The organism is Pseudogemmobacter sp. W21_MBD1_M6, assembly GCF_052119585.1.
Taxonomy (GTDB): domain Bacteria; phylum Pseudomonadota; class Alphaproteobacteria; order Rhodobacterales; family Rhodobacteraceae; genus JBGQOJ01.
The window spans coordinates 154,230-175,718 of sequence record NZ_JBGQOJ010000002.1 but is presented as its reverse complement, the minus strand read 5'-3'; the positions used below and the strand labels follow the sequence as shown (position 1 = coordinate 175,718).

Genomic DNA, 21,489 nt, shown 5'->3' with positions numbered 1-21,489 from the left:
AATTTTGAACATGAAACGCTCGTCGAAAATCGCATTCAATATCCTCGCTGTTTCGCTTGGGATCGGCATCATTTCCACCACCCAGATTTTGCGCAACGGAGGGGTCGAGGCGCTGACCGAAAAGCTGCCCGCTGTGTTCGGATTTTCCGGTCCAGAATCTCAAACTGGACCGCGCGCCGATGAGGTGGACATTGCTGCGGGCACGGAGCCTGCCCCGCCCGATACGCCACAGAAAAACCCCGCGGGCCTGACCGTCGTGCAGCGGCTGCCCGAGGCACCGCAAACGCTGGCGCAACGTCAGGCGAACTGCGGTCCGGCCCAACAGGACAGCGGGTCTGTGGTGATTGGCGACCGCATCAACCTGCGGTTTTTCGAGAAGGTGGCGTTGGCCCGCGCGGCGGGGGCCGACACGGGGACAGAGACCGCGCCGCAACAAGATATCGCCTACGAGCGGCTTGACCTCTCGGGCACTTTCGACGTTGGCGGTGACGGCACCCTGTCCCTGCCGCTGGTCGGGCGCGTCAACGTGCTGGGCCAATCGCTGGACTGTGCAGAGCGCCTGATCGCGGGGCAGATGGTGGAGATGACGCAAACAACGACCGTCGTGAACGCCAATTTCACCACACGTCCGCCCGTTCTGGTGCGCGGCGCGGTGCGCGCGCCCGGCTCTTACGCCTTTACGCCCGGAATGACCGTCGAGACCTTGCTGGCCCTTGCCGGCAGCCCGACCGACGGCGGCATCGACGCCGCGCGCCGCAACATCGCCCTGAACGCCCGCTCGGCAGAACTGGAACAGGCCATCGCGGGGGTTCTGATCGAGCGTCGCCGGATCGAGGCCGCGCTGAACGGCACCCGCACCATCGAGTTGAACGTCGAAGAAAGCGATGCGGTGACCGGCATTCTGGGCAAGGCCCGGATCGACGCCGAGGCGGCAGCGCTTGACGCCGACATCACCGCACAGGAGGCGAAACGCATCCGCAGCCAGTCCGAGGTGGCCGATGCCGATGCTGCAATCATCGACATGCAGCGCCAGTTGCAGGTGGTCGGGGACCAACTGGACGAGATGTATGTGCGCCGTGACGACCTGACCGACCTGAAAAACCGGCGGTTGATCTCGTCCGCGCAACTGGACACAGTTGTGTTCAATATCATGACGTTGGAAGGCGCGCGCATGGATACCAACGGCGCCTTGCTGCGCCTGCGCGCCTCGCGGAACCTGGCGGAACAGACTGCGGCGGTGGACAAGGCCGCGCGCCGCCAGATGCTAAGTCAGCAGATCCGCGATCTGGCCGAAGAGCGTGACGGTCTGGTGGCACAGCTTGACACGCTGAGCGCTGAAATCGCGTTTTCGTTGCGCGGTGGCCAGCCGGTGGGTGGCGATCTGCCGTTTCAGGTCACAATCAACCGGCCCGCCGTTGACGGGCTACAGCGCATCAACGCCTCTATGGCGACGCGCCTTTGGGCCGGTGATCTGGCAACCGTCACAATCCTGATGAAGGACCAGCCAAGCGATCTGGCCTTGCTGGAACGCGGTACATCCCCGCTGTTGAACGCCATCGAGGGAGGTCTGAAAAATGAATGATTATATCACGGACCGCAGCATCGAACGCGGCATGGTCGACGTCCGCTATGCGACGGGCTGGAAGATGAACGAGTCAGAGCCGTTCCTGCGCGGTCTGGTCGAAAGCGGGATATTGCTGCTGCTGGCCGTGGGCGTCGAACGGCTGTTTTTCGGCACCGGCTATTACGCCATGCTGGTGCAGCACCCGTTCTGGATCGTCGTCCTTCTGGCGGCGGTGCAACACGGCCTGTTCGTGGGGGTGGCCACCGCTGGGCTGGCGACGCTGATGATGGATTGGCCGGTGCGCCCTGTCGGGGCCGACATCACCGCGCATTACGTAGAGGTGGCCATTTTGCCGCTGCAATGGCTATTGGCGGCGTTGTGCATCGGGGTATTCCGTCAGGGTGAGATGCGCAAAGAGGCCGATCTCAGGTCAGAGGCGCGGGATCTTCGCGAGATGAACGAGGCGCTTGCGGGCGAGGTCCAGCGGATTGACACAGTGCTGGAGCATACCGAGCTGGCCGCCGTGACACATTCGGGGGCACTGGATATGACGCCCTCGCTTCTGGAAGGGTTTCTGGCGCTTCACAATGCATCACGCGATGAATTACAGGAGCGTTTTCAATCTGTTGCGCGCCTATGCTCACCCTTGCAGTCGGAACTGGTGATGGCCGACGAAAAGCGCGACTTCGGTGAAACCGCAGATGTGGTCTCGATCACCGATTTCCCGCAGTTTGCCAAAGCCAAGCCGCATTCCGGCACGTCCCTGCGCAACACCGTGGCGACTTTGGAGTCCTCGCGGCATCTGGCATCCGATCCACCTGACCGGTTTCTGGTGGTCAGTGCGATCCCGCCTCTGGCCGGTCACGACTCGCCCGGTGCGGTGTGCTTTGTCGCGGAACGCGAGGTCGACGCGGTCACAACCCGCGCCGTCGCCGAGCTTTTGGCGGCCATCATCAGTTCCGCATTGGCCCGCATCGAGACAGGGCAGCCGCAGCGCATCGTCTCTGTCGCCGGTTTTGCACCGCTGTCCGCCGCCGTCGGCGCGGAGGTTCGCGGTGATTGACCGGGCGCGGGCAAAAGTGACGGCGCAGCTGCGCTTTACCGCCGGAAACACCCAGTATGCGCTGGTTGTGGGGCTGGCGCTGATTGATCTGGTGATCCTGACGCAGTGGTTTGCCGCAACCCTTGGCACCCTGCCCGCGATCGCAGTTCATAACGCGGTGACGATCGGGCTTTGCGCCGTCGCCTCGCGCGCCGGCAAACGGTGGAGCGTGGACCCCCTTGGTCTGGCCTTGCTCTTGCTGCTTTTGGGGCCGCTGGGCGGCATCGCCGTCTTCCTGGGCGATGCAAGCGCGCAGGTTCTAGGGCAGGTCGGCGCATGGTTTCCCAAAATTGCAGCGCAGCCAAAGCGCGAAGCCCTGCCCTTGACCCCTGCCGAAAAGGTCTATGCGCAGATCAGACAGGGACGGAGACCAGAGGTATCCGCCGCCGTCCCCCGCAGCTATGACACGATTTTTTCCACCGGAACGCTGGCCGATCAGCAGGCTGCAATCGCGGCGATCTCGCGCGCCTACCAGCCCGCGATGTATGGGCCCTTGCAGATGGCGCTTGCCTCGAAGGTGCCGGTGGTGCGGGTTCAGGCCGCCGCCGTGTTCGCCAAATTGCGCGGCGATTTTGGCCGCCGCGCCAAGGCTTTGATCGAACCGGCCCCCCCCGCGTCGCAGGCAGAACTGTTGCATGTGGCGCGATCCGGCTTTCTGGAGCCGGAACTGGCAGACAGGTTGATCGCCCTTGCGGGCGACGCAGAACCACAGCCCCCGCAAAACGCAACCGCCCGCGCGGCACCCAGGCAGGATGTGCAGGCGCCTCCGCAATTGAAACGCTATTCCTGCGGGGGGATGGCATGACCCGGATCGAGGATGCGCGCGCCCCGGTTGACGTCTGTCTTGTGGTCGAGGGCTGTTACCCCTTTGTGTCGGGCGGCGTGTCCACCTGGCTGGACTGGTTGATGCGGACCCAACCCGATCTGACCTTCGGCATCGTGGCGATCACCGCCGACAGCCGCCCGCGCGACATCAAATACGACCTGCCGCCGAATGTCCGGTTCCTGAAGGTCGTCCCGCTTGCCCCCGTCACCCGAAGGCCCCCGGCGGCGCAGCTTGACTTTGACCGCGCGGGCCTGATCGACACGATGTGCAAGGTGCTGCAAAACGGCGACCCCGCGGCCTTTGCAACCCTTGTGGCCTTGGCCGAAACGCCCCTGCGGCGCAAACCTTTCCCTTGGGTGCGCACACCCGCCGTCCCCAGTTATGACGAACTGGCGGGGTCCTATCTGTGCTGGGAGGTGATGATCGGCGTCTATCAGCGGATCGCCCCGCACGCGGCCTTCGCGGATTTCTTCTGGGCCTGGCGCAATCTGGTGGGCAGCCTGTTTTCGGTGCTGACGGCGCCCGTGCCCCCTGCCCGCTGCTATCATTCGATTTCAACAGGTTACGCCGGTTTATATGCCGCCAGGGCCGCCATTTCCACCGGGCAACCGGCGGCAATCACAGAACACGGGATCTATACCAACGAACGCCGGATCGACCTTGTCATGGCGGACTGGCTGAACGACACGATCCACGGCGGGCTGGCCAGCCGTGACACACGGACCGACGTGCGGGATTTCTGGATCAACTCGTTCGAATCCTATGCCACGATCACCTACAAAGTCGCCTCGAAGATCACCACGCTCTATGGTGCGAACCAGTCGATGCAACGGGCCTTGGGCGCAACCGAGGACAAGCTGCGGGTGATCCCGAACGGCATCATGCTGGAAAAATTCGCGGGCATCATCCCCGAGCCCCGCCCAAGGCCCACTGCGGCCCTGATCGGGCGGGTTGTGCCGATCAAGGACATAGAGGCCTTCATCGCGGCGGCGGCGGTTATTCGAAAGTCGATCCCCGATGTGGAGGTCCTGATCATGGGCCCCACCGACGAAGACCCCGAGTATTACGAGATGTGCAAGCGCCGCGTGACAGAGTTGGGGCTGGAGGACACTGTGGTGTTTACCGGCCGCGTCAACATCATGGAATACCTGCCGCGGATGGATGTGATGGTGCTGACCAGCATCAGCGAGGCGCAGCCGCTTGTGATCCTGGAGGCCGGCGCCGCCTCTATTCCCTGCGTCAGCACCGATGTCGGGTCCTGCCGAGAGATCATCGAGGGCGCGGCAGACGAGATACCGAACCTTGGCATGGCGGGGCGCGTGGTGCCCCCGATGGATGCGAATGCCATCGGTCGGGCGGTGATCGAACTGCTGGGTGACGAGGCGTTGCGCAACGCCTGCGGCAAGACCTTGCGCCAGCGGGTCGAGACCTCATTCACCTCGACGGTCTCTGCCAACAAATACAGGGATTTATACAGAGAGCTTGATGTGACATGACCCTGCGCGACACAGATACAACAGGTCAAAACGGTATCGGCTGGTGGCTGCACGGCGCATTGCTTGGCCCGATCCGGCGGTTCGGGGCCGCGATCATCATTACGGCGGGCCCGTGGCTGGTGACGGTTGTGGCGCTTGCGATCATTTCGATCAGCATGCAGCCGGTCCTTGGCAATGCAGCCATCGAGGATTTGCGCCTGACCGTGGTCTATGCCTTTTGCACGGCCCCTCTGGCTGCGGGGCCGATCGGCGCGATTGCCTCGCGGTTGGTCCGGCGATCGGTCGAGGACGGCGACGGCACATTGGTATCAGAGGTGTTTTTGGTGGCGGCCATCGGCTCTGGCCTGATCACACAGGCGCTTGCGGTTCTGATCTGCATGAGCCTTGGAATAGAACCAATTGGAATTGCAGTAAGTTTTGTATTCTTGTCGATCTCTGCCGCTATGCTTTGGACCAGTTTCGCCGTGTTGATCGGCCTGCGCGCCTTTCGCTTTCTGATCTCGGCGTTTTCCATCGGCATGGCGATTTCGGTGATCTGCATTCTGGCCGCCGCCACACAACAACCCACCACCGAATTCCTGATCTGGTGCTTTACCGCCGGTGTGACCGTCTGTGTCACCTTGTGTATCGCCCATGTGAACCGGTTGCACGGCGGCGCGCGTGGCAATCTGCGGCCCGCCGCAACCGCGCTGTTCGACGAGACCATGCGCCACCGCCATCTTTGCCTTGGCATCCTTTTGGCTCTGTGTAGTGTCTGGGTCGACAAATGGGTGTTCTGGTTCGGGGCGGACGGCGATACGTCCTCTGCCGGATTCCGCCACTTCAGCGCCTATGACAGCGTGATGTTCATTGCGCATCTGTCGATCATTCCCAGTTTTGCCGCGATGTTGCTGTTCCATGACGGCGAAATCACCGAGGCGATCGAGGATTTCCGTCGCGCCTTGCGGGACCGCTCGACCTACACCACCCTTCGCCAATCGGTAGACCGGCTGGGCCAGACCGTCTGGCAGGGCGTGTTCAAGATTGTCTTTGTGCAGGCCGCCGTGGCTGCGGGCCTTGTGCTGATGGCCCCCCTTCTGACCCGAATGATGACCTTCAGCTTTGCCCAGTTCCTGATGCTGCAAGTCGGCGTCATCGCTGTGTTTTTGCATTCCATCGTCTATCTCAGTTCTGCCGTTCTGATCCTGTGCAGCAGGAACCGGACGTTCTTTTATGTGCAGTTCCTGTTCTTCGGCGCCAATCTGGTCGCCAGCGTCGTGCTTTACGAATGGCTTGGCGTGTCGGCCTATGCGATTTTTCTTGCGGCACTGATATCGGCCGCCTTCGCGTTTATCTGGGCCTATCGCGCCCTTTCGCATTACGACTTTTTGATATTCGTCGGTGAAAACGATTCGCTCTATTCAACCGAGACCGAGCTGCGATATTTTGTGCTTCCACCATGGGTTGAGCGGCGCGTTGAGAAATTAGGCAAAATTATGGCGAAGCGGCGGACCTGAACCGAATTATTCGGGCCAAGCTGACGCATTTCAGTCGAGAAATCTATCAAATTACTTTTTAAACCAATAGGTTAAAAAGACTACGGGCGCCATGCGCCCCCCTTCTGTATGACATTCCAAATTGCCACATATTGGACTCTTTGCGAATTTTCGGTTATACGATTATGTAATACGAATGCATATTATGTAATTTGAAAGAGTAATTTTTGTTCCCAAAGCGAAGCTGCCTTTCGCAGTGCCGGGGCACGGTGGTGTTCTGTTTTTCAGGGGGATGTTCAATTGGAAAAAACAAAATCGCACCTTTGGGTGCTTGATGACCACGATTTAAGACGCGCCGGCATTCTTGGGTTTATCGCGCCATGGGTCCAGACGGCCGGAACGACAATTACCGAAATCGACGGGCCGGATGGCATAGGTCCGGTGGAACCGGATACGCCGCAAGAGGTGCTTGACCGGCATCTGTGCATCTATGGCATCGGCGGGCGGTCTTTGCGGGATCCCGATATATCCCGCATGGTTCAGGCGCTGCTGACAGCGCTGAACGGTCGGCCGCTTGTTGTAATTTCGGATCTTGAGGCAAAAGATGAAATCATCCTTGCCTGTCAAATGGAACTGCGCGGCCTGATCCCGACGCAGATGCATGCCAATGTGGCCGTGGCGGCGCTTGATTTCATCATGTCGGGGGGGCGGTATTTTCCGGTCGGGGCGGGGTTCAAGGCACCGGGTGCTGTAAAATCCGCGACCTCGCCCGTGGACTATCTGGTGCGCTTCGAGCGATCGAAGGTATCGCAGCTGCATAACGAGAAGCTGCGCCAGACCGGCTATCAGGACAACGCCAACGGGGGGGGCGACGATGACGCTGTGCCCTACCCGCAGCCGAACCTGACGCCGCGCCAGACAGATGTTCTTCAGTCGCTGACAAAAGGTCAGTCGAACAAGGAAATCGCGCGGACGCTGCACCTGTCCGAGGCGACAGTCAAAATCCACGTTCGTCAGCTGATGAAGAAGTATGGCGCCATGAATCGGACGCAAGTGGCCCTGCGGGCAACGGTGCCGAACGCACCGCATAACGTGCAGCATTAACCGTCGCAGCCCTGTTTCATAGGGCTGCGACGCGATTTTGGACAGACCCGATGCAGGCTGTCCCAAGGGCGTAAAGGCAATTTTTCGTTGCCTTCGCTGGCCGTGAAAACATGCATTCACGCCATATAATTGCCGGAATTCTACGTAAGGTTGTGCAGGCTACTTGTGGCTCGGGGTGCCACCTCTCCCCGGTCCATAGGTCAACCGACAGACACAACAATGCAAACCAAGACACATCTGGGTTTGGGAGTTCCGAATTGAAAATACTTGCAGTAGATGACGACGAGATCGTCCTTGACCTTATGTTGAACACGATGCGCGCGGCAGGGTTTACCGAGGTTTCGCTGGCATCCTCGGCGCATCAGGCGATGCGGATCATGGCGGCATCGAAGACGATGTTCGACTGCATCTTTCTGGATATCCAAATGCCCGGCATGAACGGGATAGAGCTGTGCAATGTCATTCGCCGCACCCCCGGTTACCGCAGGACACCGATCATCATGATCACCGCGATGCAGGAAAAGTTCTACATCAGTCAGGCCTTTGCGGCCGGTGCGACAGACTATGTCACCAAGCCGTTTGATGCGCTGGAGCTATGCACGCGCATGCTGCTGGCCGAGGAACGCTGTGCCGAGCGGCATGTGTATGCCGACCGCGTTTGCTCTGTCAGGGCGCTGCACGATTCCGCCATGTCAACAGAACCGAAATTCGAGCTGAGCAAGGAATTGACGCTAGGCACTGTGCCAGGGGTCATCGACCTTCTGGCGCTTGAGAATTACCTGCAGCAGGTGTCGGGCAACGCGCAATCCCGGACAGAGCTGTTCGCGCTTCGGGTTGCGGGCATCGAGGACATCCATTTGAAATCCTCGTCCTCGGGGTTTTTGTATACCCTGACCGACATTGCCGAGGCGATCACCGACAACATCCGCGGCGCCGACGTCATGATCGCCTATGCCGGCAACGGGGCCTTTGTCTGTGTGGTCGAGGGGCAGAATGGCGTGGACACCGCAGCACTGGAGGTATCGGTCAGGCAGGCACTGGGGCATATGGAGTTCTTTTATGACAACGGGTTGCCGTTCTGGGTCGATGCCTTTGTCGGCAGCGCGATCAAGATGGCATCCCAAAGCGGCGCCATGATCGAAAAGGATATCCTGAAGGTCATCGCCTATGCCGAGCAGCGGGTCATTGACCAAACCACATCATCCCCAAAGTCCCGGCCAACTGATGAGGTGCCGGTCCTGCGCCTGATGTCCTGACGACCTTCCCCGCGCCGGACACAAGGCGCGTCGCATCGGCAATGATCGGGCCTGGCATGAAAGTGCCGGGCCCGTTTTACGTGGCACAGGTCCGACTAATGCCCCCACCGCCCCCGCACCGATGGCGGGTCCGTTCAAGGATTTTTTTGATTGTCCCGACTTTGCCGCAAAAATGCCCAAAGGGGAATTTATGTTGCGCATATGGAAACTAAGAATTCCGCATAGACGACCCTTAACCAGTGCATAGGTAGCCAGTTCCGATTGGAAAATCCGTTCCGAAAGAACCAAAGGGCCAAATGCCATGCTACGCGAAACCATATCAAAGGCCGGGTCATTTTTCCGCAGACGGCTGTTGCTTGCCCTTGTCTTTTTCATTCTGCTGGTCTGCGCACCGTTGAATGTCGCGGCGCAGGGCGTTGTCAGGATGACCTGGTTTTCGGCGTTCATCGACGAAGGCAACCGGCGCTTCGAGGGCGTCTTTGCCATTCTCATGGTGCTGCTGCTGTCGCTGATCGTGATCGCGGGGCGCAATATCAAACTGTCCAGGGAACGTGGCCGGCTGTTGATGGAGCAAGGCTATGAACTGGACTTCCAGAAACGCGCGCTGGACGAGCATTCGATCATCAGCATCACCGATGCCGACGACAAGCTGATCTATGTGAACGACAAATTCGCCGATATCACCGGATATTCCCGGCAGGATCTACAGGGGCGCGATCAGCGTTTTCTGTTCTCTTCGGACAAGTCCGAGGATCTTCTGAGGACGATAAAGCAAACCCTGTCCGAGGGCCGCATCTGGTCCGGCGAAACCATGTTGAAAAAGCGTGACGGCGAATTGTTCTGGACCGAAGGCACGATGGTCCCCCTGATGGATGCCGAAGGGAACCATGTCAAAAGCATTGCGGTCCGCACCGATGTCACCAAAAACAAAACAAAAGAGGCGGAACATCAGCTGCGCGCCACGCTCGATCTGTTGCAGGACGAGGTGTATATGTTCTGGACGGACTCGCTTCAGCTGATCTACATGAACAAATCCGCGATGAACGTCACCGATTGGGACGAGGAGACCATCCGCCGCGAAACGCTGGTGGATGTCGATACGCCGGACGATCTTGAGTTGTTCCGCAAAAGAACCAAACCCCTGATTTCAGGCCGAAAGAAGTCTGTCATCTACGAATCCACCCATGCAGATCGCCCCGTCGAGGTCACGCTTCAGCTGATCCGCCCCTTCAACGAGGTGCCCCGTTTTATCGCCGTGGTGCGCGACATCGCGGAGCGCAAGCAGGTCGAGCAGGCGAAAAAGGACTTTATCGCGACTGTCAGCCATGAATTGCGCACGCCGCTGACCTCTATCAAAGGGGCGATCGGGTTGATCCTGTCGGGCACAACGGGCAGTTACTCCGACAAGACCAAGTCGATGCTAAGCATCGCGCATCGCAATTCCGACCGCCTGATCCTGATCATCAACGACATTCTGGACCTTGAAAAGATGGATGGCGGCCAGATGGCATTCGACATGAAGCGCGTCGATATATCCAAGGTTCTGGCCGACGCGATAGAGGCCGCGTCGGCCTATGGCGCGCGGTATGACGTCACCTTTGCGCCCAAGGGTATGGCGCATCCGGTCTTCATCGAGGCCGACTATGCCCGCCTGATACAGGTGATGAACAACCTTCTGTCCAATGCGGCCAAGTTTTCCAGCCCCGGATCGCAGGTTGTCGTCACCCTGAAAGAGCGAAAGGACAAGGTTCAGGTGTCTGTCAAGGACACCGGAATGGGCATCCCGAAAGAGGCGCAATCGCATATTTTCGACCGGTTCACGCAGGCACATGCCAGCGATATCAGGCCGCACGGCGGCACGGGCCTTGGCCTGAGCATCGCGAAAACCATCGTCGAGAGGCATTTTGGCACACTTGGTTTCATCAGCGAAGACGGCAAGGGATCGGTGTTCATGTTCGATCTGCCCAAACACCAGATCCCCCCAGGCCCCGCGCAGCTTTCAAGCTAGGATGGCCTTGATTCTGACAAGACTTGCATGATCGGGCGAAACGCAGCAATATTGCACAACCTAAAGTATTTTGCAGTCGCCCCGCAGGCCGTGGAAAACATGGAAAATAAGCGGCTTTCCGCACGAATGGCGCGAAACACGGCATGCGGGGTTGATCGACACAACAACAGCAGGAACATGCCATAATGTTGCCCAACTGCCCCCCGAAGTTGAGGCGGAAAACAGGCACATCAATCCGCCTGGGGAATTGGAGAGCCAGATGAAAATACTCGCCGTTGACGACGACACCCTGATCCTTGAACTGCTGCCCCTGGTTCTGGCCAGCAGCGGCTATACCGATGTCGAGGTCAGCAATATGCCGGACAAGGCGATGGAACGGATCGAGGACGAGAACACGACCTTTGAGTGTTTTCTGTTAGACATCCAGATGCCCGGCACCGACGGAATCGAGCTGTGCCGCAAGGTTCGCGCGATCACTCGTTACAGGAAGACGCCGATCATCATGCTGACGGCGATGCACGACAAGGGGTATATCGACCACGCCTTCGAGGCGGGAGCGACCGATTACATCACCAAGCCGTTCGATGTGACCGAACTTGGCGCCAGACTGCGCGTGGCAGAGACCCTGCAACAGGCTTATACCGTCATTCAGGAACTGCGGTTCGAAGGCACATCGGTCGGGGCCGGTGACACTCAGGTCGACACTGCAACATTCACCCAGCCGCATTTCATCGACGACATCGACGGCGCCGTCGACAAGCAGACCCTTGGAAATTACCTGAGCCAGCTGTCCAGCGCGGGCATACAGGGCACCAATATCTTCGCCGTAAAGGTCGATCAGGCACAGCGCATTCACGCGCAGGCCAAACCGTCGGAATTTTCCTATGCCCTGTCGGAAATTGCCGATGCGATCGGTGAAAGCCTGAAATGCAAGGGATTTTTCCTGATGGCCTATGCCGGCGCGGGCGCGTTCCTGTGCGTGTCGCATGCCAGCAACCTGCACGGCGTGAACGCCATAGAATTCGAAATCCAGTGCGAGATCGACGAGCGCCAGCTTGCCTTTGACAATGGCAAGCCGATGGATATCACCGTTTCCATGGGCCAATGGATCACGCCGCATTTCAGAAAATCCATGCGCTATGACCGTGTGTTCAGCGTGGCCATCGCCCGCGCCGAAGGCCGGTTCGAGGAAAAGAAGCTGGAGCCGTTCGAGGCGAACTTCGTCAAATCCGCCATGAATTGACGGCGCCAATAGCGCATCACCTGTAGCACATCGCTAAAGGCCCCCTGAAACCAGAGGGCCTTTTTGCTGTTCGCGAAACCGCAGCGGCGGTCAGGCTGGATAGCCGTAATCGTGAATGATTTTCCGGATATCCTCGTTCAGATGTCCCAGCTGCCCGATCACGCGGTCGATTTCTGCCGGGGTATCTGCGTCTATATCGCGGGTCTGGCCGATCTTGATCCGGTTCTTCTGATCCGCGATCCGCATCTGGATGGTCCGCACGCCTTTGCCCTGCGCATCAAAGGAATAGATGCAATGGCTGAACCAGTTCCGCACCCCCGCCAGTTTCAACAGTTTGCGTGTCGCGCCCAGAATCCGGTCCCGTTCCGCGTCGGGGGTGCCTGTCAGCTTTGCCAGACGTTCTACCAGATCGACCCGCGCGCGGGTGGTGTTCAGGGTCAGGAATATAACCGTCGCCTGTTCCTTGTCGATCCGCAGCAGCCCCGCGATGACATGGATCAGCATGCTTTCCGTGTTGGTCCAGGCATAGTTCAATCGACCGATGCTTAGCATCAGCCGATCAAAGGTTACATCGCCGGTTCCGGCGCCCGGTTCCACATCAGCCTCTGGATGTCGGGGGATGGCGGAACGCCCCGCCATGCTGGTGGAAATGCGATGCGGCCTGCGTCCTGTTGTTCACCCCCAACCGCGAGATGATGTGATGCATATGCAGCTTGATCGTGTTTTCCGACAGGCCCAGCTTATCCGCGATATGTTTGTTTTGCATGCCACTTGCGACCATGCCCAGAACCTCGATCTGGCGACCCGTCAGGATCGATTCCAGTCTGGCGGCATTTTGCCCCTGATCCTCGCCATCCCTCGTTGCCGCGGCGCGCTTCGCATCCAGCGCCACGATCAGATCCGTGGGAACATGGCTGCCGCCCTTCAGCAACAGCCGCAAGACCAGCAGCCAGATATCCATCGAACCGTTCATCGACAGAAACGAGACCGGATGCACCGAGGCGTCGTTCCGGCCCAGCACATTCAGCGCCGGGCCTTCGGTGTGATAGGCCAGTGCGACGGCGGCATCCTGGAAAAGGGCGGGATGGTTGCGTAACATGACCAGAAGTTCCGGTGCCAACTCCTGACCGATAATCAGAACGTAAGGCCCGCCGCGATACTTCAGATAGGCGCGCCGGTAGTCCTCGAAATTAGCGTAGCGGGTTGTCTGGATATCGCCCAGCTCTGCCTCTGCAAGGCGCAAGGCGGTGTCGGAAAAACACAACCGAGAGCCAATAATGGCGACCTCGGCCACCGGATCGACCAAACGCTTGATCTGCGTTGTCGCGGTATCTGTATCAAGGTTCCGCATGCGGGTCTCCTCTTTTTCAAATGGTCCAGGATCAAAAAAATACGAAGAATAAAACTGCAGTATCCCCACAAACCGTGTCGGCGCATTGACCACTATCAATGCCTATATCTTTTTGGACTGCTGTCTTGGCTCTATGGATTTATGGGGCCATCCGAAACGGTAAGGTGTCCCGTTCCATATATTCCCGCTTTTGCGACCGGCCCGCGATATCTTGTGCCCTTGGTCGGCGTGGCGCGCGGCGTGGCGCGCGGCTTCGCGCCTGCATTGTGGCAAAATGATGCCGAACTGCACGAAGGGATTGCCGATTCCGCGCGGGTTGCACTGTCACTTTGCGTGGGCCTTGGGGCAAGCCCTTGGCGTATGCGCAAATTCCGGCCCGACGCGGTTAAACCCAATTGCGGGCTACTGTCCTACGCCGCTTTGCCCAACACTGATCCTGTTGCTGACGGTTATGGCGGCAGCATCTGAAGACAGTATCTGGAACAGCTCTTTTGCGGGCTTGTCGATCTATTTTGATCGCCTCTCGAACGACAGGATCGTCGAATTCGCGAAGAGCATATTTGAACGAAAGGAGGTGCGCATTCAGGCACCAGGACAATCCGGGGGTTGGTCGCAAACCAATGCACCACCCGTCAATCCAAACAATCACACATCTGAAACCGCACGCCTATGCGGCATTCCGTTTTGTAAATGAATGACGGACCGCACCGTGCCTACGTGGAGTGAACGTTATGTCCAATAGAAATAATTTTTTCCCGTGGATGGATACCCAAAGCCAGAACCAAAGCCAGCACGAGCATCAGTCGCAGCATGAAGCGCAGTTGCAGGCGCAGGCCGAGTTGCAGGCGCAAGGCCAGGGTCAGGGTCAGCACCAGTCAAGCGAAAACGTGAATGAGAATGACAACAACAGCGACACAAGCACAGACACAACGACCCAAACCGACAGCACGAACGACAACACCAACGCGAACACTGCCAACAACGGCAATAGCAACGCGAATACAAACACGGCCAACGCAAATGCCAATAACGGCAACGCGAATGCCAACACAAACACCAACACCAATACCTCGGAAACATTCGTGACCAACGACAGCACGTCCTCCAGTTCTTCGGATGTTGACGTCGATGTCGACCTCAATCTGGATGGGTGGGAGCCGTCGGACGATGACTTTGCCGATTTCGATCTGGAAAGCGGCGCGTCGATCGACGGTCAGTTCTTCATGGCAAAGGGTGACCTGACCTATGACACCGGCCACGATGTGTACCTCGGCGACTTGTTGAACGATTCCCTGAACGGGGCGGGCAACGACAGTGGCACCGTCATCGGCCAGAACAATGTTCTGTACGACAATGACACGCTGAACGATGCCAACGTCAGCAATGACGGGTCGTGGTCAAACTCCGGCAATGCGCAGGGCGGAAACGCGAACGCGCAGGAAGGGATCAAGCTTGACCCGACCGGCGGCGAAGGCGGCGGTGATGCCGATGCCGATGGCGGCGAAGGCGAGATCGAGCGCGTCGAAGGCGGCGGCGCATTCGCCATGGGTGGCTTCGGTGACGACGGCGGCGATGCAGAAAGCAACGGCGGCGAAGGCGAGATCGAAAGCCTGACCGGCGGCAACGCCCAAGCCTATGGCGGCGTCGGCGGCGATGGCGGCGAGGGTGACTCCGAAGGCGACGACGGCGGCAACGGCGGCAGCGCTAGCGCAAGCACCTTTGGTCTCGGCTCTCTCGGGGTCGGTGTCGGGCTTGGCGGCGATTCCGGTGACGGCGGTGCCGGTGGTGCCGGTGCTGCTGGCGGCGGCGGCGGCGCAGGCGGCACAGGTGGCAATTCCGGGAACGGCGGCGCTGGCGGCCTCGGCGGCCTCGGCGGCGCAGGTGGCGCAGGCGGCGCAGGTGGCATTGGCCTTGGTGGCGCTGGCGGCGACGGTGCCGATGGCGGCGCGGGCGGCGCAGGTGGTGCCAGCGGCATGGCCGGTGACGGTGGTGCCGGCGGCGCTGGCGGAAGCGGCGGCAACGGCGCTGCGGGTGGCGACACCAACGGCGGCGACGGCCTTGGCCGCGCTTTGACCGACGGCACGGTTGACGGCATAGCCGATGCAGTCGGCGGCGGCGGCGGTGCCGGTGGCAGCGGCGGCACGGCGTCGGGTGGCCTTGGCGGCGATGCCTTCGGCGGTGTGGCCACGGCGGGCTATGCGATGGCCACGGGCGGTGATGGCGGCAACGCCGGAACGTCCACAGGTGGCATGGGCGGCGACGGCTACGGCGGGATGGCCGATGGCGGTTACGCAAGTGTCATGGGTGGCAACGGCGGTGCCGGTGGCACAGCCACCACTGGCGCGGGTGGCTACGCCGAGGCGGCCGGAAACTGGGGCTCTAACAACGGCGACGATGGTTTCGTCACCGGAGAGTCGCTGGCCTATGCCTCTGCCTCGCTGGATATGTCCGCCTTCAACCAGACAATCGTATTGGGGGCCAATGTGCTTGGCAACTCTGTCGATCTGTCGGTCGTCGGCGGGTCGATGTCCTCGACCTATATCGGCGACGATGACATGGGCACCTGATCCTCAGTGTAAATAAATCTGGTCTGCGCGGTTCGGTATCGCGCAGACCATCCCGGCTGCCGGAGGCAATCATATGTCACTCGATCCGATCACAGACGCCATCTCGCATTTTATCGGCCTGTTCGAAACCCTTCTGGAACAGGCACGTCTGCGCATAGACTACAACGAACTGAAGGCATTGCAGCAGGTCCAGACCGAGTTTTCCGAGGTTCCGTTCATCGACGTTGAAACCCGCGAAACCTATGCGGTCGAAGGGTTCGACCCGAAACCTGTCCCCGCCCCGACCGAGCCCACAACATCTGTGGTTGAACAGACGGTGCCTGTGGCCAAGATCCTGCCCAATACCATCCCCGTCTCGCTGACCATCGCGGGCAATGCCTATTCCTCTGGCGTTGACGGGTTTCCGACGCATTTCACCTATAACGCACTGGATGCGCTGAACTTCACCATCGAACCCGCAGGATCTGTTGTGGCGATTTCCGTGCAGCAGGCGTTCCTGTCGGACAATGACGTGCTGCGCACGGGCGACGGCGATTTCGCATTTCTGGCGACCGACGGGTTTGAACAGCGACTGGACGCATTGACCGGGCTGGCGGCGGCGGCGCAGGTGATCACCTCGCCCGACATGCCCGCGACCGAGGCCGATATCGCGACCTATCCGGCCCATGCCTTTGCCCAGATCCAGACGGCGCAGCTGCTGGACATCGGCGGCCCCCATGCGACGCTGGTTCTTGGGCCTGATACGCTGGGGGTCTGGGTGAACAGCAAAACCGTGGACGAGGCGCCGCAGGTCAAGGACCACCTGCCCGCCTCTTTGGCCCCAAGCGCGCCCGAAGATGCCGAAGACGCCGAAGACGAAACCGCGCCATCCTCGCCCCCGGCACATGATGTGCTGACCGGGTCGAACCTGCTGGTGAACGAGGCGGTGATCCAGACCAACTGGCTGGACGCGGAGGTGATCGCCGTTGCCGGAAGTGCGGTAACGCTTGACCTGATCAGTCAGATCAATGTGCTGTCCGATATCGACCATCTCAACGGTGTGGCATCTGGCCCGCAACCGGACCTGTCGCCGGACCTGTGGAATGTTGCGTCGTTCAGCGCAAAAAGCAGCGCCCCCGATGGGCAATCCGACGACCCCGAGGCTGCGACAGGCACCCTGCCCTCGAACTGGATCGTGACCCGCATCGACGGCAATGTCATCAACCTCAGCTGGGTGCAGCAATACACCTTTGCGCTGGATCAGGACATCGGCCAGATCGCCTTTTCCGCCGAGGCGACATTGCTGCAATTCGGCGAGAACACCATTGTGAACGCCAGCTTCATGCAAGAGCTAGGCTATCACTACGACCTGATCATGGTCGGCGGAAACCTGATTGATTTCAATTCCATCATCCAGACCAACGTCTTGCTGGACGATGACTGGATCAGCTATTCCGGCGTGGCCCCCGATGGCCTGTCGGGCGATGGCAACCTGTTGTGGAACGGTGCGTCGATCTTTCATCTGGGCGTTGACACCTATGACGAGCTGTCCGCGCCGTTCAGCGACGGGCTGGACCAACTGGCCGCAGGCGGCACCACCATAGGCCAGGACATCGCGCAAGACACCCTGTTCGACGGAACCGAGGCGCTGCGGGTGCTTTATATCAGCGGCGACATGATCTCGGCGCGGGTGATCGAACAAACGAATATCCTAGGCGATGCCGATCAGGTCGCGCTGGCGATGGAATCGCTGGCGGCGCAAACCGACGCGCCTGTCACGGTGATGACGGGTGAAAACGCCTTGGCCAACCTTGCCACGATCAACGATATGGGCGTGGATTCCGTTATTCTGACGGCGGACGGGCATTATTCCGATGCGCTGCTGTATCAGGCGGAATTCATTGATCCGGACGCGGGGGGTGCGGGTGGCACCGCGGCGCTGGCAAACGAGGCAGTTGCGTTTCTGGCGGACGACCTGATCCTGTCGGATGACCCCTATGGTGACGGCTCGATCTATTCCGACAGCTATCAGAATTGCGATTCAAGCCCGGACGTCATGCAAAGCGTGCTGGCATAGGGCGCAAAAGACGATGTGGAACCAGAGGGAATACCTATGAAGGACTTCGCAGAGAGCGCGCGTTTTGGCACCTTTGTCCACAACCGCCCGAACGGCGCGCAAACCCTGTTGTTGACCGCCGACGATCAGGTGACGGCCAAGGGCAAAGCCCCGGCTGACAACGGCAAACTTCCGTTTGTCGGCAAGGGCAAGGACAACCCGACGCCGATCAAGCCTGTGGCGGGTGCGGGCGGCAGTGGCGGCGGCGGCGGCGGAACGTTCCACAAACGCGTCGGGCCTGTGGATTTCTCGAAAAATCTCGGCGCCGGCCTGCGGGCAGTGCGCACGAATATGCTGATGGTGATGCTGCTGACCTGCGTGACCAACGTGCTGATCCTGGCGATCCCGGTTTACCTGTTCCAGATTTCGGACCGGGTTCTGACCAGCCGCTCTGTCGACACGCTGATCATGCTGACCGTGGTGATCGTGGGGGCCGTGCTGCTTCAGGCGGTGCTGGATGCGATCCGGCGGTTCATGCTGATGCGCACGGCGGTCGAGGTCGCCGTTCAGCTTGGCGCGCCGATCTTAAGTGCCGCCGCCCGCGCGTCATTGCACGGGTCTGGGCGCGAATACCAGACGCTGGGCGATCTTCAGCAGTTGCGCGGATTTCTGGTGTCGGGCACCCTTTTGTCGTTCCTTGACGTGCCCTTCGCACCCTTTTTCATCTTCGCGATCTTTCTGGTGCATCCGCATCTGGGGATGATCGTCGTCGTCACCGCGCTGATCTTGCTGGTCATCGCGACGGTGAACCAGCGCATCACCAGCAAGCCCTTCGGCGAGGCGAATATGCATCTGGGCCGCGCGAACATGCATCTGGATTCCATGTCGCGCAACAGCCAGATCATCAACGCCCTTGCGATGATCCCCGAGGCGGTGTCGATCTGGGGCAAGGACACCGCCGCCTCGTTGAAGGCGCAGGTCACGGCACAGGACCGCAACATCGTTTCCGCCGCCGTTTCGCGCGCCGTGCGCCTGCTGACCCAGATCGGTATGCTGGGCTGGGGCGCGTATCTGGCCATCGCAGGAGAGATCACGGGCGGCATGGTCATCGCCGCCTCGATCATCGCGGGGCGCGCGCTTGCCCCTGTCGAGGGGGCGATCGAGGGTTGGAACCAGTTTCTTTTGTCACGCGCCGCCTATGATCGCATCTCGACCCTCTTGCGGTCGTCGCCGCTGAACATCGAGCGTCTGCGCCTGCCAAAGCCAGAGGGGCGCGTCGATGTGGAACGTCTGCTTTATGTGCCGGGCGGCACCAAACGGGTTGTGCTGAACGGCATCAGTTTCTCGCTTGATCCGGGCGAAAGCCTTGCGGTGATCGGCAATTCCGGCGCGGGCAAGACCACGCTGGGCAAGATGCTGGTGGGGTCGCTTTTGCCGACATCGGGCAGCGTGCGGCTGGACCTGATGGACCTGCGCAACTGGGATCAGCGCCAGTTCGGGGAAAGCATCGGCTATCTGCCGCAGGATGTGCAGCTGTTTCCGGGCACGATCAAGGACAACATCGGCCGGATGCGGCAGGACGCCACCGACGAGCAGATCCACCGCGCCGCGATGCTGGCGGATGTGCATGACATGATCGCCAACCTGCCCCACGGCTATGAAACCTATGTTGCGGCCGACGGGTCGCCGCTTTCGGGCGGGCAAAAGCAGCGCATCGCACTGGCCCGCGCCTTTTTCGGCAACCCGCGCATGGTGGTGCTGGACGAGCCGAACTCGAACCTTGACAGCATGGGCGACGCGGCACTTGCCCGTGCCCTTAGCCACGCCAAGCAGAACCGCATCACGGTGATCGTCATCACCCAGAAACCGTCGCTGTTGACCGTCGTGGACAAGATCATGCTGCTGGCCGACGGCAGCGTGGCGATGTTCGGGTTCCGCGACCGCGTGATGCAGGCCCTGAACGAGCGAAAAGGCCAGCCGAACGCGCAGGTTCAAAACGCGCAACGACAAACCAATCAAAAACCCGGAGGACCGCACATTGGCTGACGTCCCGACCACCTGGCACACCGGCGAATGGTATGACACCGTTCCGCGTTCTGTCACCCGCTTTGCGGTTATCGGCTTCTTGCTGGTCGGCGCATCCTTTGGCGGCTTCGGCGTCTGGGCCTTTCGGGCGCCATTGGCTGCGGCGGTTATCTCTCAGGGCAGCTTTGTGGCCACGGGCCAGAACAAGATCGTGCAGCATCTGGAAGGCGGTATCATCCGCGAAATCCTTGCAGCCGAGGGCGACCGCGTGGTCAAGGGGCAGCTTTTGCTGCGGCTGGACGAGACCGCCGCCCTGGCGAACGAGCGGGAACTATTTCTGCGCCGCGCCCGGCTGGAGGCGATAGAGGCGCGGTTGACGGCAGAAAACGCGGTCAGCCCCAGCATCACATTTCCACCGGACCTGATAGAGGGCCGGATCGACCCTGAAATCGCGGCGATCCTTGATAACCAGTTGCTGGCCTTCCGGGTCTCGCGCACGTCCATCGAAGGCGACATCGCCCCCCTGATGAGCAATGCCGCCGCGATGGAGATGCGGGCAAAGGGCTATGCGACGCAGCTTGCCTCGATCAGGGACCAGCTGGAGATTTTCGAGGAAGATCACGAGGCAAAGGCAAAGCTGCTGGAACAGGGGCTGATCCGCAGAACCGAATTCAACGCCCTGCGCCGCGCATTGGCCGAAGCGACAGGCCAGATCGGGCGGCTGGAGGCGGAAATTTCCGAGTCAGAGCAGATGCGGCAGAAGTACCTCGACCAGATCGAACAGACCCGGAACGCCTATAAACAGGCCGCACTGGACGAATTGCAGATCATTCAAAGCGAACTGGACGGGATCAGGGAGCAGTCACGCAAGGCCGAAAACGTGCTGGCCCGCGCCGTGCTGACCGCGCCCGTCAGCGGAACGATCGTGCGGTCGCACTATCACACCGTGGGCGGCGTCATCGAGGGCGGCAAGCCGATCATGGAGATCCTGCCAAGCAACGCGCCGCTGATCATCGAGGCGCAGATCCCGCGCACCGATATCGACAGCGTGCGCACCGGTCAGGCCGCAACCGTCCGGCTGGTGGCGTTGAACGCGCGCACAACGCCGGTTCTGTACGGAGAGGTGTTCTATGTGTCGGCGGACTCGCTGCTGGATGCGTCTCAGGACAAGCGGCAGGAGGTCTATGTGGCCCGGATCAAACTAAGCCCGGATGAATTGCTGCGCGTTCAGGGGTTCAAGGCCACGCCGGGCATGCCCGCCGAGATCATGATCCAGACAGAGGAACGGACGTTCTTTCAGTATCTGGTGAAACCGATCCGCGACAGCATGGCCCGCGCCTTTCGCGAGCGCTAGGCCAGACGCGCCTTGCACCTTGCGATGCGCTTTGACATTCCATGGCGAAATAGACCACGCTGTGTGTCATAGCTGAACCCTGT

General features: G+C 60.3%; 15 protein-coding genes. 13 read left to right on the top strand and 2 right to left on the bottom strand.

Features of this window, described 5'->3' with window-relative positions:
* Positions 1 to 10 precede the first annotated feature (10 nt).
* From ACEN2R_RS04915 to ACEN2R_RS04875, 9 genes are all read left to right on the top strand, one after another.
* Positions 11 to 1,582: a polysaccharide biosynthesis/export family protein gene (locus ACEN2R_RS04915; protein WP_442040025.1), complete on the top strand. Its 1,572-nt coding sequence runs from the start codon at positions 11 to 13 to the stop codon at positions 1,580 to 1,582.
* Positions 1,575 to 2,627, top strand: a complete 1,053-nt coding sequence (locus ACEN2R_RS04910) for a hypothetical protein (RefSeq protein ID WP_442039798.1) — start codon at positions 1,575 to 1,577, stop codon at positions 2,625 to 2,627. The genes ACEN2R_RS04915 and ACEN2R_RS04910 overlap by 8 nt, the downstream gene beginning before the upstream one ends.
* On the top strand, positions 2,620 to 3,471 hold the full coding sequence (locus tag ACEN2R_RS04905) for a hypothetical protein (protein ID WP_442039796.1): 852 nt from the start codon (positions 2,620 to 2,622) through the stop codon (positions 3,469 to 3,471). The genes ACEN2R_RS04910 and ACEN2R_RS04905 overlap by 8 nt, the downstream gene beginning before the upstream one ends.
* Entirely contained in the window at positions 3,468 to 4,988 is a 1,521-nt protein-coding gene (pelF, locus tag ACEN2R_RS04900; RefSeq protein ID WP_442039794.1) for a GT4 family glycosyltransferase PelF, read from the top strand. The genes ACEN2R_RS04905 and pelF overlap by 4 nt, the downstream gene beginning before the upstream one ends.
* Positions 4,985 to 6,484: an exopolysaccharide Pel transporter PelG gene (gene pelG, locus ACEN2R_RS04895; protein WP_442039792.1), complete on the top strand. Its 1,500-nt coding sequence runs from the start codon at positions 4,985 to 4,987 to the stop codon at positions 6,482 to 6,484. The genes pelF and pelG overlap by 4 nt, the downstream gene beginning before the upstream one ends.
* A gap of 279 nt (positions 6,485 to 6,763) precedes the next feature.
* Positions 6,764 to 7,567 (top strand): response regulator transcription factor, encoded by an 804-nt coding sequence (locus tag ACEN2R_RS04890; protein ID WP_442039790.1) that lies wholly within the window; start codon positions 6,764 to 6,766, stop codon positions 7,565 to 7,567.
* Positions 7,568 to 7,824: 257 nt separating this feature from the next.
* A complete protein-coding gene (locus ACEN2R_RS04885; RefSeq protein ID WP_442039788.1) occupies positions 7,825 to 8,823 on the top strand; it encodes a response regulator in 999 nt (332 codons plus the stop codon).
* A gap of 301 nt (positions 8,824 to 9,124) precedes the next feature.
* Complete coding sequence (locus ACEN2R_RS04880; protein WP_442039786.1) at positions 9,125 to 10,831, top strand: PAS domain S-box protein; 1,707 nt, start codon at positions 9,125 to 9,127, stop codon at positions 10,829 to 10,831.
* A gap of 259 nt (positions 10,832 to 11,090) precedes the next feature.
* Positions 11,091 to 12,074 carry a response regulator gene (locus tag ACEN2R_RS04875; RefSeq protein ID WP_442039784.1) on the top strand — a complete coding sequence of 328 codons (984 nt, stop codon included), beginning with the start codon at positions 11,091 to 11,093 and terminating at the stop codon, positions 12,072 to 12,074.
* Positions 12,075 to 12,164: 90 nt separating this feature from the next.
* Here ACEN2R_RS04875 and ACEN2R_RS04870 read toward each other — a convergent pair whose 3' ends face one another.
* Entirely contained in the window at positions 12,165 to 12,671 is a 507-nt protein-coding gene (locus ACEN2R_RS04870) for a hypothetical protein (RefSeq protein ID WP_442039782.1), read from the bottom strand.
* Between the two features lies 1 nt (position 12,672).
* Complete coding sequence (locus ACEN2R_RS04865; protein ID WP_442039780.1) at positions 12,673 to 13,425, bottom strand: response regulator transcription factor; 753 nt, start codon at positions 13,423 to 13,425, stop codon at positions 12,673 to 12,675.
* A gap of 731 nt (positions 13,426 to 14,156) precedes the next feature.
* On the opposite strand from ACEN2R_RS04865, the gene ACEN2R_RS04860 reads away from it, so the two are divergent.
* The 4 genes from ACEN2R_RS04860 to ACEN2R_RS04845 all read left to right on the top strand — a co-directional run bounded on the left by ACEN2R_RS04860 (position 14,157) and on the right by ACEN2R_RS04845 (position 21,406).
* The gene (locus ACEN2R_RS04860; RefSeq protein WP_442039778.1) at positions 14,157 to 15,992 is read left to right on the top strand and encodes a hypothetical protein; all 1,836 of its coding nucleotides are present in this window, start codon (positions 14,157 to 14,159) and stop codon (positions 15,990 to 15,992) included.
* Between the two features lie 73 nt (positions 15,993 to 16,065).
* Complete coding sequence (locus ACEN2R_RS04855) at positions 16,066 to 18,048, top strand: hypothetical protein (protein WP_442039776.1); 1,983 nt, start codon at positions 16,066 to 16,068, stop codon at positions 18,046 to 18,048.
* A 36-nt stretch (positions 18,049 to 18,084) separates the two neighbouring features.
* Positions 18,085 to 20,073: a type I secretion system permease/ATPase gene (locus ACEN2R_RS04850; RefSeq protein WP_442039774.1), complete on the top strand. Its 1,989-nt coding sequence runs from the start codon at positions 18,085 to 18,087 to the stop codon at positions 20,071 to 20,073.
* On the top strand, positions 20,066 to 21,406 hold the full coding sequence (locus tag ACEN2R_RS04845; RefSeq protein WP_442039772.1) for an HlyD family type I secretion periplasmic adaptor subunit: 1,341 nt from the start codon (positions 20,066 to 20,068) through the stop codon (positions 21,404 to 21,406). Before ACEN2R_RS04850 ends, ACEN2R_RS04845 begins: the two co-directional genes overlap by 8 nt.
* Positions 21,407 to 21,489 lie beyond the last annotated feature (83 nt).